Here is a 14,753-nt window from a genome sequence, read left to right as displayed (position 1 = left end):
GCCCACGAGGCCTCACGTACGCCCGCACGACAACCAGTAAGTATTGTCCTGCCCGTTCGCCACCGTGTCGGCCATAACCGCCACGGTCCTCTGTGGACTGCGCCACGTCGCGCGTCCAGCCGGAGCCGCGTGCCCGAATCGTCCGGGCGGTGTGACGATCGGCCAGCCTACCCCGGGCTCGCGGCTAGGTACGGTCCGGGCGGTGAACGGGGCGTTCGGCGGCCAGCAGGAACACCACGGAGCGCTGTTGTTCGGTCCACGTCCGGGTGTCCAGGCCGACGGACTGGAGCAGCGCGCACTCGACGGCGTACCCGCCCTCGGCCAGGACCCGGCCGATGGCCTCCGCCTCGTCGCGCGTGGAGGCGTGGCTGACGATCCGTTCGGGACGACGGTCGGCGACGGCGGCGACGACCGGGGCTCCGCCGCCGCCGACGCGGACGACGTCGGGTTCGGGCAGGGTCTCCAGGACGTGCGGGGCGCGGCCGTTGACGACCTGGAGCTGTACGCCCCGGGCTCGGGCGGCGGCGGTCGTGCGTGCGCAGGCCTGACGGTCGGCGTCGACGGCGATGACGGCGGCGCCGAGGGCGGCGGCGTCCACGGCGAGGGCTCCGGAGCCCGAGCCGATGTCCCAGACGAGGTCTCCGGTGCGCGGGCCGAGCCGGGCGAGCTGGGCCGCGCGCAGCTGCGTGGACTCCCCTTCTCCCACGTCGATCTGCGGGTGGGCCCAGCCCCGTCCGCCGGCCGGTGCCGTGCTGCGGCCGAGCAGCCAGGCCGGTTCGGCGGCGGTCGCGGCCGGTCCCGTACCGCCGATGACGATGACCACGTTGGGGTCGCGCCAGCTGTGGTCGGCGGCCTTGTCGGAGGTGAGGACCGTGACCTGTTCCTTGTCGGTGCCGAGTTCCTCGCAGATGACGAAGGTGCGGTGGACGCCTTCGAGCAGCAGGGCGAGTTCGGCGGGGCCGGCGCCGGGCGAGGTGATGACGGCGACCTTGGAGTGGGCGCGGCAGACGTTGACGGCGCGGCGCAGGGTGCGGCGGTGGGCGACGACGACCTGGGCGTCGTCCCAGGGCATTCCGGCGCGGGCGAAGGCGGCGGCGACGGCGGAGACGGCCGGTACGACCTCCACCTCCAGGCCGTGTTCCGGGGCCCGCAGGGTCCGTACGACGCCGAAGAAGCCGGGGTCCCCGTCGGCGAGGACGACGGCGGTGCCGCGGTGGCCGGCGATCCGGCGGGCGGCGAGGGGCAGGCTGCCCAGGCGCACGCGTTCGGCCGTGGGCGGGATTTCGGGGAGTGCGAGGTGGTGGGCGGCGCCGGCCACCAGGGTGGCGGCGGAGAGCGCCGACCGGGCTGCCGCGGTCAGGGGGGAGCCGTCCCAGCCGATCACCGTGACCCGGTCGGCCATCGTCGTCAGTCTCCTGGTGTGGGAGGGGGCCCTTCCCGGCGGTGGCCGGGGCAGGGCGAAGCTTCGTCGAGGGGGGTCGGGCTTCGTGAGACTACCCGGTCATCCGGTCAGTTCCGGTCCGAGAAGAGGGCGTAGCCGTTCGCGTCGTTCGCGTTGGCGCTCGGGATCCGGTGGCCGTCGCGTGCGTCGGCGCGGGGGTCCGCGTAGCCCACGGAGTAGCCGTCCGAATAGCCGTCCCCGTAGGTGTCGGAGTAGCCGTCGGAGTAGTCGCCATAGCCGTCGGCGTCCTCGTCGAGGTCCTCGGGGACCAGGCCCCAGACGATGAGGTCGCTGCGGGTGTCGGACCAGGAGCCGTCGGGGTTCTGGGTGCGCACTATGCAGGCGTTGCGCAGGACGCCTTCACTGATGCAACCGGTCTTCTGGGCCACTTGCTGCGAGGCCGTGTTGTCGGCGGCGGTGCGCAGTTCGAGGCGTTCGAAGCGCTGGTCGGTGAAGAGCCAGCGGGCCACGGCGCGGACGGACTCGCTGGCGTAGCCCTCGCCGCGGGCCCAGGGGGCGGTGACGTAGCCGACCTCGGTGGTGCGGGTGCGCCAGTCGGTGTCCTGGAGGTGCACGATGCCGACGAGCCGGTGGGTGAGGAACTCGGTGACGGCGAAGACGATGCCGCGGCCCTCGGTGCGCTCCGCGTGGGCGGTCTTCGTGGCCCAGGTGACCGCGTCGGCGTAGGTATAGGGGTGGGGGACGGAGGTCCAGGCGGTGACGTGCTCGTCGTTCATCATCTCGGCGAGCGCGGTGACGTCTTCTTCCTCGAAGGGGCGCAGCACCAGCCGGTCCGTGCTGATGGTGACGTCCGGGAAGGTGGTAGTCATGCGCAGCTCCAAGCCTGAGACCGTGGTGCGACCGTGATGCGAGGCGACCGTGGCGCGGGACGGTATGCGCGGGGCATGCGGTCCGCAGCCGCGGGTCGTAGGCCACAGCATGCAGCATCGGCCTGGTGATGTGCAGGGCCGGGCTGCCCGGAAGCGGGCAGCAGCAGGCCCCGTACACCGGTGGGGTGTACGGGGCCGGGCCGGCCTGATCTAGGCGGCCGGCTTGCCGAAGGCCGGGATGACCGAGCCCTGGTACTTGTCGTCGATGAACTTCTTGACCTCGTCGGAGTTCAGGAGCTTGGCGAGCTTCTGGATCCGCGGGTCGTTCTCGTTGCCCTTCTTGACCGCGAGGATGTTGGCGTACGGGTTGCCCTCGGCCTTCTCCAGGACGAGCGCGTCCTTGGCCGGGACGAGCTTGGCCTCGATGGCGTAGTTGCCGTTGATGACGGCGGCGTCCACGTCGTTCAGGGCGCGCGGGACCGTGGCGGCCTCCAGCTCCTTGAACTCCAGGCCCTTCTTGTCGGTGATGTCGGACAGCTTGGCGGCGGTGCCGACACCCTCCTTGAGGGTGATGAGCTTGTTCGCGGCGAGCAGCTGGAGCGCGCGGCCCTCGTTGGTGGGGTCGTTCGGGACGGCGATGGTCTGGCCGGCCTTGATGTCCGTGAGGGCCTTGACCTTCTTTGAGTACAGGCCCAGGGGCTCCAGGTGCACGTTCACGACGGGCACGATGTCGGTGCCGTTCTTCTTGTTGAAGTCGTCGAGGTACGGCACGTGCTGGAAGTAGTTGGCGTCGACCTGGCCCTGCTGGGTGGCGGTGTTCGGCAGGACGTAGTCCGTGAACTCCTTCACCTCCAGCTTGAGGCCCGCCTTGGCCGCGAGGTTGTCCTGGACGAACTTCAGGATGTCGGCGTGCGGGGAGGGGGACGCCGCGACGACCAGGGGCTTGCTCTCGTCGGTCTTGCCGCCGTCGGCCTTGGTGGAGGACGGGTCCGAGGAGCTGCCGCAGGCGGTGAGACCGAGGGCGAGCGCCGAGACGGTGGCGGCGAGGGCGGTGAGCTTGATGTTCTTGCGCACGAAGAGTGCCTTTCTTGCGTCTTGCTTATGGATGACGGCCCAAGCACGACAAGTGCGGGCTTTCTTGGGGAAAGTTGGTTTATGTCCGGCTCAGGCCGGTTCAGGCTGTCCGACCGCGCCGGGCGAGGAGGCGTACCACGCCGTCGCCGATGAGCTGGATCACCGTGACGAGCACGATCAGCACCACGACGGTCGCGATCATGAAGCCGGTCTCGAAGCGCTGGAATCCGTACGTGATGGCCTTGGAGCCGAGACCTTCTCCGCCGACCGCGCCGGCCATGGCCGAGTAGCCGATCAGCGTGATCACGGTGGTGGTGACGGCCGCGATCAGCGAGGGCAGCGCCTGCGGGAGGAGCACCTTGCCGACGAGGGTCGGAATGCCGCCGCCCATGGACTCGACGGCCTCGATCAGGCCGTGGTCCACCTCGCGGACGGCGGTCTCGACGAGCCGTGCGAAGAAGGGGATGGCGCCGATGGCGAGCGGGACGATCATGGCCGTGGGGCCGATGAACGTGCCGACGATCGCCGTGGTGACCGGGATCAGGAAGATCAGCAGGATGATGAACGGCAGCGAGCGGCCCATGTTCACGATCACGCCGAGGATCTTGTTGACCGCGCGGTTCTGGAGCAGGCCGCCCTTGTCGGTCAGGACGAGCAGGATGCCGATGGGCAGTCCGCCCAGGATGGTCACCAGGGCGGACCACAACACCATGTAGAGGGTGTCGAAGGTGCCCTGCGTGAGCAGCGGCTGCATTTCGGACCAGGTCACTTCGCACCGTCCTTGACCAGCTCGGCCAGTTCGCCGTCGACGTCCCCGACCACGGCTGCGTCCACGTCCCCATCCGCTTCCACGACGTCCACCTGCAGGCCCTGCTCGCGCAGGAAGCCGACGGGTACGACGTTGTCCTCGTAGCGCCCGGGCAGCTCGATGCGCATGCGGCCGATCTGCCGGCCCGCGACGGTGTCCATCGCGGCGCCGAGGATCGATATGTCGATGTTGTAGGTGCGTGCCAGCTGGGAGATGACCGGCTGGGTCGCGGTCTCGCCGTGGAAGGTGACGTCGATGACCGTGTGCTCCGCGGTGGTCGCGGACCCGGTCAGCGGGAACAGTTCGTGGGCGAGCTCGGAGCCGGGGGTGGCCAGCAGCTCGGTGACGGTACCGGCTTCGATGATCCGGCCCCCCTTCATGAGTGCGGCCGAGTCGCAGACGGACTTGACCACGTCCATCTCGTGCGTGATGAGCAGGACGGTCAGGCCCAGCCGGCGGTTGAGGTCGCGCAGCAGCTGGAGGATCTGGCGGGTGGTCTCGGGGTCCAGGGCGCTGGTGGCCTCGTCGGAGAGCAGCACCTTGGGGTCGCCCGCCAGGGCGCGGGCGATGCCGACGCGCTGCTTCTGTCCGCCGGAGAGCTGACCGGGGTAGGACTTGGCCTTGTCGGCGAGGCCGACGAGGTCGAGCAGTTCGGCGGCCTTGCGGGAGCGCTCGCGGCCGGAGATCCCGAGGATCTCCAGGGGCAGCTCGATGTTGCCCTGGACGGTGCGCGAGGACAGCAGGTTGAAGTGCTGGAAGACCATGCCGATGCGGCTGCGGGCCTCGCGGAGCTCCTTGCCGGCGCGGCGGCCCCGGCCGGCGAGGGCGGTGAGGTCGACCCCGTCCACGGACACGGTGCCGGCGGTGGGGCGCTCGAGCAGGTTCACGCAGCGGATCAGGGAGGACTTTCCGGCGCCGCTCTGGCCGATGACTCCGTAGACCTCGCCCTCGCGGACGTGCAGGTCGACGCCGTCCAGGGCGGTGACCTCGCGGCCACGGGACTGGTAGACCTTCGTGAGGCCCGATGTGGTGATCACAGGATTTCCGTCGCTGTCGAGTGCGCGGCGCAGCGGGTGCCGGGCACGGGGCAAACATCTGGGGACGCGATACGGGGTGAACCATCAGAAATCGACGGCTTCGGCGCATGCGCGGGGCAGGAGCGTTCCGGGTTCACACAGGGGTGCCGGGAGCTGCTCGGCCGGTCTCGCTTCGGGGCGTGAGACCTGGGGCAGGGGCCCTCAGAAGGCGCGCATTCGACACATACAACGAGCACCGGGCGTCATCGTCGCCTCGGTCGCAAGGGTGCGGCTGCTCGTCGTGGTCATGGGCCCAGTAAACCAGACGTTCCCCGTCACCGATCAAAGGCGTCCGAATAGCGGACGGATTTCGGCCGCATAGCGGACAACACCGGTCAGGGCCGATCGTCCGTCTCGATCCTCACGCCATCGGCTCCGACCAGCACGGACACGGCCGAGAGGTCCCGTACGACCACGTCCGCCTCGAGCTCGGCGACCGGGTGCGTTGTGGTCAAGGCCACGGTGGTCATCCCGGCCGCGCGGCCCGCGGCCAGGCCGGCGGGGGCGTCCTCGAAGACGACGCAGCGGGCCGGGTCCACCCCGAGCCGGGCGGCCGCCAGCAGGAAGGGCTCCGGGTCGGGCTTGCCCCGGGTGATGTCGTCGGCGGCCACCATCTCCGGGAAGTCGACGCCGACCTCCCGCAGCCGGGCCTCGGCCAGCGGCCGGGTCGCGGAGGTGACCACGGCCCAGCGGCCGACGGGAAGGGCCGACAGCAGCTCCTTGGTGCCGGGGAGCAGCACCACGCCGCCCGCCACGTCCTCGGTCTCCAGCACCTCGATCCGGGCGAGCGCCCCGGCCCGTACGTCCTCGGGCAGGAGGTCGGCGATGATCTCCGCGGCCGGGCGGCCGTGGAGTTCCACCGCGGCGAAGTCCTCGTCGGTGATCCCGTACTCCCGGGCCCAGCGGGTCCAGCAGCGGTGCACCGATTCCATCGAGGAGATGAGCGTGCCGTCGTTGTCGAACAGCAGCGCGTCGAATTGCGGGCCGAGCTTCCCGTGCAGCAGCTTCATGTCTTCAAGGAAAGCCCCGGGGCAGGGGTGAGCGCATCGGGTCTTTCGGCCCGTAATACCCTCGCTGCATGCTCACCGCCCTGACGGTCGCCATCGGCGTGGCCGCACTCGCCCTCGCCGCCTGGTGCGGCTTCGCCGCCTGGCGGGACCAGCCGACCAAGGACTGGCACTTCATCGGCATGGCCGTGGTGGCCGTCCTGGTCCTGGCCCAGCTGGTGATCGGCCTGGTCCAGCTCGGCCGGGGCGAGAAGCCCGGCCAGGGCACGGTGCTCTTCGTGTCCTATCTGCTGGGCGCCTTCGCGACCATCCCGGCGGCGGGGTTGCTCTCGCTGAGCGAGCGGAGCAAATGGGGTTCCGTGACGGTGGCCGCGGGAGCGGTCGTCCTCGCCGTGCTCGAAGTACGGCTCTACGACATCTGGGGAAACACCGGTGCCTGATACCGACACGGACGCCACAGCCGCCGCCACCCCGCCGGCCGGGCGCAAGCGCCTGGTGACCGGGCCAGGGGTGCTGCTGGTCTGGTTCTACGGAGTGATCACCGTCGGCGCGGTCTCGCGCTCGATCTACCAGATCTCCACCGAGTTCGACCGGGCCCCGCTCGCGTACTCGCTGTCGGCCGTGGCCGCGCTCGTCTACGCCTTCATCACGTACTCGCTCGTGCGCGGCGGGGAGACGGCCCGCAAGGCGGCGCGCATCTGCTGCGCCGCCGAGCTGGCCGGCGTACTCGTCGTGGGCACCTGGACCCTGGCCCGGCCCGAGGCCTTCCCCGACGCGACCGTGTGGTCGGACTTCGGGATGGGTTACCTGTTCATCCCGGTGATCCTGCCGATCACCGGGATGCTCTGGCTCAGGGCGAAGCGCTAGGCGTCAGGCGCTGACCGCGAAGTCGGTGGCCTCCTTGGCCTCCTTCTCCAGGATCACCAGACGGACGCCGTCGGACGCGGTGCGCCCGCCGACCTGGGTGTAGCCGGCCTTGCGGTAGAGCCGCAGGTTCGACTCGCTCTTGTGGCCGGTGTGCAGCCGGAAGCGGGTGGTCGCGTCGTTGCCGGACAGGGCCGCCTCGACCGCGTTCAGCAGCCGGGCGCCGAGGCCGTGGCCCTGGAGCCGGGGGTGCACGCAGAGCTTGGCGATCTTGCCGGTGCCCTCTTCGTCGACGGTTCCGCGCACGGCGCCGACGATCTCCTCGCCGAGCCGGGCCACCAGAACGGTGTCCGAGGCCAGTTCGGCCTTGAGGGAGTCCAGGGACTGGGTGAGCGGCTGGATGCGGTAGTTGCCGTACAGCTCGGCCTCGCTCTGGAACGCCAGATACTGCAGCTTGATGATCTGCTCGGCATCCTCGGCAGTTGCCGCCGAAATGGTCACGCTCATGCCCATGTGCGCATGCCTCCCGCTCACCTGGTGGCCTTTTGGTCTACCGCTCCATTCCCCGCAGGGCGGGAGCCGCAACCTCTACGGCCAGCATTCTGCGCAGACATCCCAGGCAACGGGAACGGACGGGCCCCAAACTTCCTTGTGAGATACCCAACTCTCCTGCGATTTCACGGTAAGTGAGGTCCCTGGGCGAAAGAAGTGCCCTCATGAGCTCCGGACACCTTCCGGGCAATCGGGCGACCGCCGATCGGAGGGCCCGGTTCTCCTCGCCGTGCAGGAGGGCGTCTTCCGGTTCCGCGCCCGTGCTGGTACGGGTCCCCGCGCCGTACGGGACTTCGCGCGAGGCCCGGCGCCTCGCCCGCCGGGCCTCCCCGCGCACCGCACGGCGCAGCCAGTCGGCGGGTTCCGCGGGGATGCGCCGGTGCTCCAGCAGCCTGACCCAGACGGCTTGTTCCACATCGTCGGCGTCCACCCCGGTGCCGGCGGTCTCGGCGGCGGCCTCGGCCGCGAGCAGCGGGCGGAGCGTTTCGAACAGGTCGGGAAGATCAGCCTTCAGCAGGTCCATGCCGGGCGGGACGCGAAGGCCGTGCCGGGCGGTTTCCCCGCCGGGCACGGCCCACTCGTACGAGAAGCTCCGGTCAGGCGTTGACGCCTAGCCCTTGTCCCCGCGGCCCGGACGGAAGGCCTCCGCGGCGAGCAGCCCGGTGTCGGGCTGGTCGGTGAAGATGCCGTCGATGCCCTGTTCGAAGTAGGCCTTGAAGGCGCCGAAGGCATCGCCGTACGCCGTCGGGTCGGTGCCCTTGCGGTAGTCGGCCGGCAGGAAGTTGTTCTCGTTGCGCGCGGTGTAGGGGTGCAGGATCAGCCCCTGCGCGTGGGCGTCCGCGACCAGGGTGGTCGGGGCACCGAGCTTGCCCGCGGCGTCGCGCGGAAGGATCAGGTCCATGGTCGGCCCGATGCCCTGGGCGAAGCCGGCGATCCACCGGAGCCCCTCGGGCTTGACCAGATCGGCGACCGTCCGCGGATCCTTGGCCAGCTCGAAGTCCCACGGGCGGGTGCCCGCCGCCGAGAGGAGCACCACCCGCGGAGCGGAGACCAGCCGGGAGAGCCGCTGGATGCTGGAGGGTTCGAAGGACTGCAGGAAGAGCGGGGCGCCCCGGCCGTCGCGCCCGTAGCGGCGCAGCAGTTTGGCGAGGGGCTCCTCCAGCCCGAGGCCCAGGCCCCGGAAGTAGCTGGGGTGCTTGGTCTCCACGTGCAGCCACACGCGCTTCCCGCGCCGGCGGCCCTCGCGGTCGGCCCAGCGGAGCACCTCTTCGAAGGTGGGGACGTCCCAGCGGCCGTCGTAGAGGGTGTTGCGCTGCCGGAGGGCGGGGATGCGTTCCTTGGCGCGCAGGGTCTTCAGCTCGGCGAGGGTGAAGTCCTCGGTGAACCAGCCGGTGACCGCGACCCCGTCGACCGTCTTGGTGGTCTTGCGGGACGCGAAGCCGAGATGGTCGGCGACGTCCGTCGTGCCGCCGATCTCGTTCTCGTGGCGGCACACCAGGTGGCCGTCCTTGGTGGGCACGAGGTCCTGTTCGACGACGTCGGCGCCGAGGTCGAGCGCGAGCTGGTAGGAGCCGAGCGTGTGCTCGGGCCGGTAGCCGCTGGCTCCCCGGTGGCCGATGACCGTCGGCACCGGCAGGTCCCGGTAACCGCCGCCCGGCCCGCCCCCCGGGCCTCCCCCGTGACCGCTCTCCGCCGCCGCGGCCGAACCGCCGCCCGCCGCGAGTCCGCCGAAGGCTCCGCCCGCCGCGACGACGGCCGCACCCAGTACCGTGCGCCGTGCTGCCCCACCCTGCGTCATGAGTCTCTCTCCCCCTCGGACAAGGGCCGGGCGTCCCGGGATCTCCGGGGCCTGCGGCCCGAATCCGCGTGCCGATGGTAGGCAAGCGTCGGTGGCGGGCGGGGGTGCGCGGGCGGAACGTGGCGGAAACGTGCGTCAACACTGCGTATCCACCTCGTGAACCCGATGTGCGATCAGAGCGGACCCGCGAGTATCGTCCTCACCTGCACTACCGCCGCGTGGTGGGTGCGAGAACCCTAGCTTTTCGATGCCGGAGGGCCCACGTTGTTCCGTACGCGCCTGATCAAAGCCACTGTCGGACCCGTCATGCGCCTGATGTTCCGCACCCGCGTCGAGGGCATCGAGAACATTCCGGGCACCGGCCCGGTGATCCTCGCGGGCAACCACCTCACCTTCATCGACTCGATGATCCTGCCGCTGGTGTGCGACCGCACGGTCCACTTCATCGGCAAGGACGAGTACGTGACCGGCAAGGGGATCAAGGGGCGGGCGATGGCCTGGTTCTTCACCGGCGCCGGCATGATCCCCGTGGACCGCGACGGGGCCAACGGCGGAGTCGCCGCCCTGATGACCGGCCGCCGGATCCTCGAAGAGGGCAAGATCTTCGGCATCTACCCCGAGGGCACCCGCTCCCCCGACGGCCGCCTCTACCGGGGCCGCACCGGCATCGCCCGCCTGACCCTGATGACCGGCGCGCCCGTCGTCCCCTTCGCGATGATCGGCACCGACAAGCTCCAGCCCGGCGGCGCCGGCATGCCGCGCCCGGGCCGGGTCACCGTCCGGTTCGGCGAGGCCATGGAGTTCTCCCGGTACGAGGGCATGGACCGCGACCGCTACGTGCTGCGCGCCGTCACCGACTCGGTGATGGCCGAGGTCATGCGGCTCTCCGGCCAGGAGTACGTGGACATGTACGCGACCAAGGCCAAGGCCGCGTGACGGCCTGACGGCCCGCCTACTGCCGTTGCAGTGACCGGCTGACGCCCGCCGCGGTCGTCGTGGCGAGGATCCAGCCGGTCACGATCAGCAGGTACGACAGCCACTGGTACCAGCCGTCGGGCGCGAACGGCGCCTCCTGCCCGAAGCCGATGATCGGCAGCATCAGGTCGATCGTGTAGAACACCGGGTTGAAGTCCGGCGCCTCCCCCTGTTTCAGTTCCCGGGGCGGGTGGAGCCCGTACGCGACGGTTCCCGTGATCAGCAGCGCCAGCAGCCAGCCCGCGGCCCGCAGTGGCCGGAACCCGTAGCCCACGGTGACGTCCTGGAGCAGGCCCCAGACCCGGGCGGCCCGGGGCAGGGTGCGGCGGTGCCGCCGCAGTTTGGCGAGCAGGACGGTCCGCGCCGCCGCCTCGTCGCCCGCCGTGCGGTAGGCCGTGGCGAGCTGTTCGTAGGCGTGCGGAAGGTAGCCCGACTCCTCGCGCTCCAGCACGGGCAGCCGCTGCTCGGCGGGAACGTGCGGGCTGAGGGCGCGGTAGACGAGTCCCGCGATGCGGATCTGCGGCGGCCAGGTCTCGGGCGTGATGTGGAGCAGGTCGAACTGGGAGCGGCGCAGGTTCACACCGCCCTGGATCGTCGGGCAGTTGCGCAGCCACACCTCGCCGGCCACACAGCTGGAGGCGCGCAGGGCGACCCCGCCGGGGTTGCTGAGGCGGGCGTAGGCGAGGTTGAGCTGGCCCGGTATCCGGGAGCCGGTGAGGTTGACCCGGCCGCGGGCCTCCAGCCGCATGGCGCGCAGGTCCGTGCCGACGGTGAGGATCTCGGCGTGCAGAGCGGTCGCGCCGGGGGCGAGGAGCCGGGCGTCGTCGAAGTTGATCTGGCCGCCGACGGTGGCGCCGTTGATGCGGGTCTGGCCGTGGACGGTGAGCTCCATGGCGATGACGTCGGTTCCGATGTCGGCGTGGTTGAACTGGAGCGCCGCCTCCTGGCCCTCCTCGGCCGGGCCCGCGATGCCGATGACCGCCTTCCGCAGGAAGAGCCCGCCGGCTATCCGGGCACCCGCGAGGCGCACCGGCCCGGTGATGCGGCAGCAGGACAGTTTCAGTGCGATGTCGACGGTGACGGTGGAGGCGGTCAGGCCGGGCAGGGCCGAGTCGCTCAGTGAGACGATCCTGAGCCGGGCCCCGTAGAGGAGGGGTTTGCGCTCGAACCAGCAGGCCCGCAGCCGGATCGCGTGCTCGATGTCGGCGTACTTGAGGTTGAGCTTGCCGGTGATCCGGGCGCCCCGGACGTTCAGCCCGGGCACCTGTCCGTCGAGCGGGACCGCGCCGCGCAGCAGCAGGTGGGCGAGGACTTCGGCGCGCACGGTCCGCTCGGGTCCCCACGAGGCGCCGTCGGTGGCCTCCTCGTCCCGGTCCTCCCGGAAATCGACGCCTTCCCCGCGGGGGAAGGCGTCCCATACGCGGCGCTCCGCCGGGGTCAGGTCGTTGATCTCCATCGCCGGGATGGTGTCCCGCGCGTCGACGGACTGTCAACTCCGCGCAGGGCGCCCGTCCCTGTCATGGCGTCAGTGCTCGATGCCCTCCTGGAGCTCCTGCCCCTTGAGCAGGAACCAGGCGGCCACCGCGGTGGCCAGCAGGACGGCCGCGCCCACTCCGGAGGCCAGCCGCAGGCCGTCCACGAAGGCCTCCTGGGCGGCGCCGACCATCTGCTCGGCGGTCTGCGGGTCCAGCGACTTGGCCGCTTCGACGGCGCCGCCGAGGGATTCGTGGGCGGCGTCGGCGACGGGGCCGCTGACGGAGGCCGGGGCGGTGAAGCCCTGGTAGACGCCGGTGACGACCGAGCCGAGCAGGGCGATGCCGAGGGCGGCGCCCAGTTCGTAGGCGGTCTCGGAGACGGCCGAGGCGGAACCGGCCTGCTCCTTGGGGACGCTGGAGAGGATCACGTCGGCGGTGACGGTGAAGGAGAAGCCTGCGCCGAGGCCGACGATGAGCAGGGCCGCGCCGAGCAGCGGATATCCGGTCTCCTTGTGGATCACGGTCAGCGCGGCCAGCGCGATGCCGATGGCGGCGAGGCCTCCGCTCACGATGGCCCGCACCCCGTACTTGCGGGCGTACCGGCCCGCGACCAGGCCGGTGACCACGGCGCCGATGGCGGCGGGCAGTTCCGCGAGGCCCGCTTCGAGCGGGTCGCGGCCCTGGACCAGCTGGAGGAACTGGGAGAGGAAGAAGACCAGTCCGGACAGGCCGAAGACGGTGAGCAGGTCGGCGAGGACCGCGCCGGAGAAGCCGCGGTGCTTGAAGAGCCGCATGTCGAGGAGCGGGGACGTCAGCGCGAACTGGCGTCGTACGAAGGTGTAGAGCGCGCCCGCTCCGATGACGGCGGCGACCCACACCTCCCAGCCCATGCCGTGGGTGGCGACCTGCTTGACGGCGTAGACCACGCCGATGATGCCGACGAGGGAGAGGGCGACGCTGAACAGGTCCCAGGGGCCGGCGACCGGGTTCTTGGACTCGGGCAGCAGCTTGATGCCGACGATGACCAGGACGATCATCACGGGAAGGTTGATCAGGAAGACCGAGCCCCACCAGAAGTGCTGGAGCAGGGCTCCGCCGACCACCGGGCCGACGGCCGCGCCGGCCGAGGCGGTGGCGCCCCAGATGCCGATGGCGAGGCTGCGCTCCTTGGGGTCGTGGAAGATGTTGCGGATCAGCGCGAGGGTGGAGGGCATCAGGGTCGCGCCGGCCACGCCGAGCAGGGCCCGGGCGATGATCATCATCTCGGGGCTGGTGGCGTAGGCGTTGAGGACCGAGACGGCGCCGAAGGCGGTCGCGCCGACGAGGAGGAGCTTCTTGCGGCCTATCCGGTCGCCGAGGGAGCCCATGGAGACGAGCAGGCCGGCGATGACGAAGGAGTAGATGTCGCCGATCCACAGGAGCTGGGTGCCCGTAGGCTTCAGGTCCTCGCTCAGGGCGGGCGTGGCGAGACCGAGTACGGTGGCGTCGACGGCGACCAGCAGGACGGCCAGCACGAGCACGGAGAGCGCGAGCCAGCGCCCTCGCTTCTTCCCCTCCGCCCCCTTCGCCTGCGTCAGCTGTTCGGTTCTGCTCATTTCTCCACACTCCGTCGTGCGCCACCGAGCAGCAACTCGGTGATCATGTACTGAAAGTCCTTGGCCGCGACCCGGCCGTCCATGACGGCCCAGGCGCAGGCGCCGATGAGGCTGTAAAGGGCCTCGGTGAGCCAGGCGGGGCTCAGGTCGATCCGGATGTCGCCCTCGCGCTGGCCGCGCCGGAAGAGGTCGCCGACGCGGGCGTCGAGGCGGGCCCAGCCCTCGTTGACCTGGTCCCCCTCGAAGAGCTGGTTCTCGGTGACGAGGAAGGCCAGCAGCTCGGCGTTGGGCTCCGCCTCGGCGACGAGCCTGCGGAGCGCGTCGATCGCCGTGCCCTCGTCGAGGCGGGCGTTGTCGAAGGCCACCTCGAACTCCCGGATGCCGAGCTCTTCGAGCGCCCGTACGAGGGCGTCGCGCCCGGCGAAGTGCCGGTGGAGGGTCGCGCGGCCGATCCCGGCTGCCCTCGCGACCTCGTCCATCGTGGCGGTCGATTTGCGGGAGAGCAGGGCGGCGGCGGCGCGGAGCACCTGATCACGATCCATGGCCATGAGACAAGCATAACCCAAATGAGACGTCGTCGTCTCATTCAATCATTGATGTGCCCTTCCGGGCACGGAGAGGAATCCTGCCGAGATGAACCCGAAGCCACTGCTGCTGATCGACGTGGACGGACCGCTGAACCCCTACGCGGCCAAGCCCCAGCGGCGCCCCGAGGGCTACCGCACGCACCGGATGCGCCCGACGGGCTGGACCGGCGCCGAGAGCGCGAAGCCGCTGCGGGTCTGGCTGAATCCGGACCACGGGACGGAGCTGCTCGCGCTCGCGGAGGCGTACGAGCTCGTCTGGGCCACCACCTGGAAGGGCGAGGCGAACGAGTGGATAGGCCCGCACCTGGGCCTGCCGGAGCTGCCCTGGATCGACTGGCCCCAGATGCACGGGCGCGCACCGCGCGGGACGTTCTGGAAGACCCAGTACATCCTGGAGTACGCGGGCGAGCGGCCCTTCGCCTGGATCGACGACGACATCACGGACATGGACCGCGCGTACGTGGAGCAGCGCCACCCCGCGCAGGCGCTGCTCCTGCGGATCGACGAGCGGATCGGGCTGGTCCGGTCCGACTTCGACGCGCTGGCGGACTGGGCCTGATCCCGGACACGCCGGAGGGGGGGGGGGGGGGGGGGAAAACCCCCCCCCCCCCCCCCCCCCCCCCCCCCCCCCCCTTTTTCCCCCCCCCCCCCCCCCCTTTCCCCCACCCCCC

At 70.9% G+C, this 14,753-nt stretch carries 16 protein-coding genes; 4 read left to right on the top strand and 12 right to left on the bottom strand.

The features are described 5' to 3' along the window. Window positions 1-184: 184 nt before the first annotated feature. The 6 genes from cbiE to ACFRU2_RS21820 all read right to left on the bottom strand — a co-directional run bounded on the left by cbiE (window position 185) and on the right by ACFRU2_RS21820 (window position 6,239). Window positions 185-1,402, bottom strand: coding sequence for a precorrin-6y C5,15-methyltransferase (decarboxylating) subunit CbiE (cbiE, locus tag ACFRU2_RS21845; RefSeq protein WP_382974464.1), 1,218 nt, complete (start codon window positions 1,400-1,402; stop codon window positions 185-187). A gap of 107 nt (window positions 1,403-1,509) precedes the next feature. After that, window positions 1,510-2,271, bottom strand: coding sequence for a GNAT family N-acetyltransferase (locus ACFRU2_RS21840; RefSeq protein ID WP_382974461.1), 762 nt, complete (start codon window positions 2,269-2,271; stop codon window positions 1,510-1,512). 210 nt (window positions 2,272-2,481) lie between these two features. Further along, window positions 2,482-3,345 carry a MetQ/NlpA family ABC transporter substrate-binding protein gene (locus ACFRU2_RS21835; RefSeq protein ID WP_382974458.1) on the bottom strand — a complete coding sequence of 288 codons (864 nt, stop codon included), beginning with the start codon at window positions 3,343-3,345 and terminating at the stop codon, window positions 2,482-2,484. A 100-nt stretch (window positions 3,346-3,445) separates the two neighbouring features. Continuing rightward, complete coding sequence (locus tag ACFRU2_RS21830) at window positions 3,446-4,114, bottom strand: methionine ABC transporter permease (protein WP_382974455.1); 669 nt, start codon at window positions 4,112-4,114, stop codon at window positions 3,446-3,448. Then, window positions 4,111-5,190 carry a methionine ABC transporter ATP-binding protein gene (locus ACFRU2_RS21825; RefSeq protein ID WP_382974452.1) on the bottom strand — a complete coding sequence of 360 codons (1,080 nt, stop codon included), beginning with the start codon at window positions 5,188-5,190 and terminating at the stop codon, window positions 4,111-4,113. Before ACFRU2_RS21825 ends, ACFRU2_RS21830 begins: the two co-directional genes overlap by 4 nt. A 374-nt stretch (window positions 5,191-5,564) precedes the next feature. Next, window positions 5,565-6,239: an HAD-IA family hydrolase gene (locus tag ACFRU2_RS21820; protein WP_382974449.1), complete on the bottom strand. Its 675-nt coding sequence runs from the start codon at window positions 6,237-6,239 to the stop codon at window positions 5,565-5,567. A gap of 68 nt (window positions 6,240-6,307) precedes the next feature. On the opposite strand from ACFRU2_RS21820, the gene ACFRU2_RS21815 reads away from it, so the two are divergent. Both ACFRU2_RS21815 and ACFRU2_RS21810 read left to right on the top strand, forming a co-directional pair. Beyond that, window positions 6,308-6,676: a hypothetical protein gene (locus tag ACFRU2_RS21815; RefSeq protein ID WP_382974446.1), complete on the top strand. Its 369-nt coding sequence runs from the start codon at window positions 6,308-6,310 to the stop codon at window positions 6,674-6,676. Continuing rightward, window positions 6,669-7,103, top strand: a complete 435-nt coding sequence (locus ACFRU2_RS21810) for a hypothetical protein (RefSeq protein WP_274552766.1) — start codon at window positions 6,669-6,671, stop codon at window positions 7,101-7,103. The genes ACFRU2_RS21815 and ACFRU2_RS21810 overlap by 8 nt, the downstream gene beginning before the upstream one ends. Before the next feature lie 3 nt (window positions 7,104-7,106). On the opposite strand, the gene ACFRU2_RS21805 is transcribed toward ACFRU2_RS21810, so the two are convergent. From ACFRU2_RS21805 to ACFRU2_RS21795, 3 genes are all read right to left on the bottom strand, one after another. Continuing rightward, window positions 7,107-7,613: a GNAT family N-acetyltransferase gene (locus ACFRU2_RS21805; protein ID WP_382974442.1), complete on the bottom strand. Its 507-nt coding sequence runs from the start codon at window positions 7,611-7,613 to the stop codon at window positions 7,107-7,109. A 37-nt stretch (window positions 7,614-7,650) separates the two neighbouring features. Beyond that, window positions 7,651-8,175, bottom strand: a complete 525-nt coding sequence (locus tag ACFRU2_RS21800) for an RNA polymerase sigma factor (protein ID WP_382974439.1) — start codon at window positions 8,173-8,175, stop codon at window positions 7,651-7,653. 87 nt (window positions 8,176-8,262) lie between these two features. Further along, window positions 8,263-9,450, bottom strand: a complete 1,188-nt coding sequence (locus ACFRU2_RS21795) for a glycerophosphodiester phosphodiesterase (RefSeq protein ID WP_382974437.1) — start codon at window positions 9,448-9,450, stop codon at window positions 8,263-8,265. Window positions 9,451-9,756: 306 nt separating this feature from the next. Between ACFRU2_RS21795 and ACFRU2_RS21790 the strand changes: the two genes are divergently transcribed. Further along, window positions 9,757-10,386 (top strand): 1-acyl-sn-glycerol-3-phosphate acyltransferase, encoded by a 630-nt coding sequence (locus tag ACFRU2_RS21790; RefSeq protein WP_250744673.1) that lies wholly within the window; start codon window positions 9,757-9,759, stop codon window positions 10,384-10,386. 16 nt (window positions 10,387-10,402) lie between these two features. Here the strand turns inward: ACFRU2_RS21790 and ACFRU2_RS21785 are convergent, their stop codons facing one another. The 3 genes from ACFRU2_RS21785 to ACFRU2_RS21775 form a co-directional block, all read right to left on the bottom strand. Next, window positions 10,403-11,881, bottom strand: a complete 1,479-nt coding sequence (locus ACFRU2_RS21785) for a membrane-associated oxidoreductase (RefSeq protein WP_382974434.1) — start codon at window positions 11,879-11,881, stop codon at window positions 10,403-10,405. A gap of 69 nt (window positions 11,882-11,950) precedes the next feature. Next, window positions 11,951-13,495: an MFS transporter gene (locus ACFRU2_RS21780; RefSeq protein WP_382974431.1), complete on the bottom strand. Its 1,545-nt coding sequence runs from the start codon at window positions 13,493-13,495 to the stop codon at window positions 11,951-11,953. Then, entirely contained in the window at window positions 13,492-14,043 is a 552-nt protein-coding gene (locus ACFRU2_RS21775; protein ID WP_382974428.1) for a TetR/AcrR family transcriptional regulator, read from the bottom strand. The genes ACFRU2_RS21780 and ACFRU2_RS21775 overlap by 4 nt, the downstream gene beginning before the upstream one ends. 85 nt (window positions 14,044-14,128) lie before the next feature. Here ACFRU2_RS21775 and ACFRU2_RS21770 point away from each other — a divergent pair, with 85 nt between their 5' ends. Then, window positions 14,129-14,641 (top strand): HAD domain-containing protein, encoded by a 513-nt coding sequence (locus ACFRU2_RS21770; RefSeq protein ID WP_382974425.1) that lies wholly within the window; start codon window positions 14,129-14,131, stop codon window positions 14,639-14,641. Window positions 14,642-14,753 lie beyond the last annotated feature (112 nt).

It is taken from the genome of Streptomyces sp. NPDC056883, from assembly GCF_042788835.1.
In the GTDB taxonomy this organism is placed as follows: Bacteria; Actinomycetota; Actinomycetes; order Streptomycetales; family Streptomycetaceae; genus Streptomyces; species Streptomyces stoeckheimensis.
Note: the sequence above shows the minus strand (reverse complement) of the source record. Positions and strands in the feature narration are given on the sequence as shown.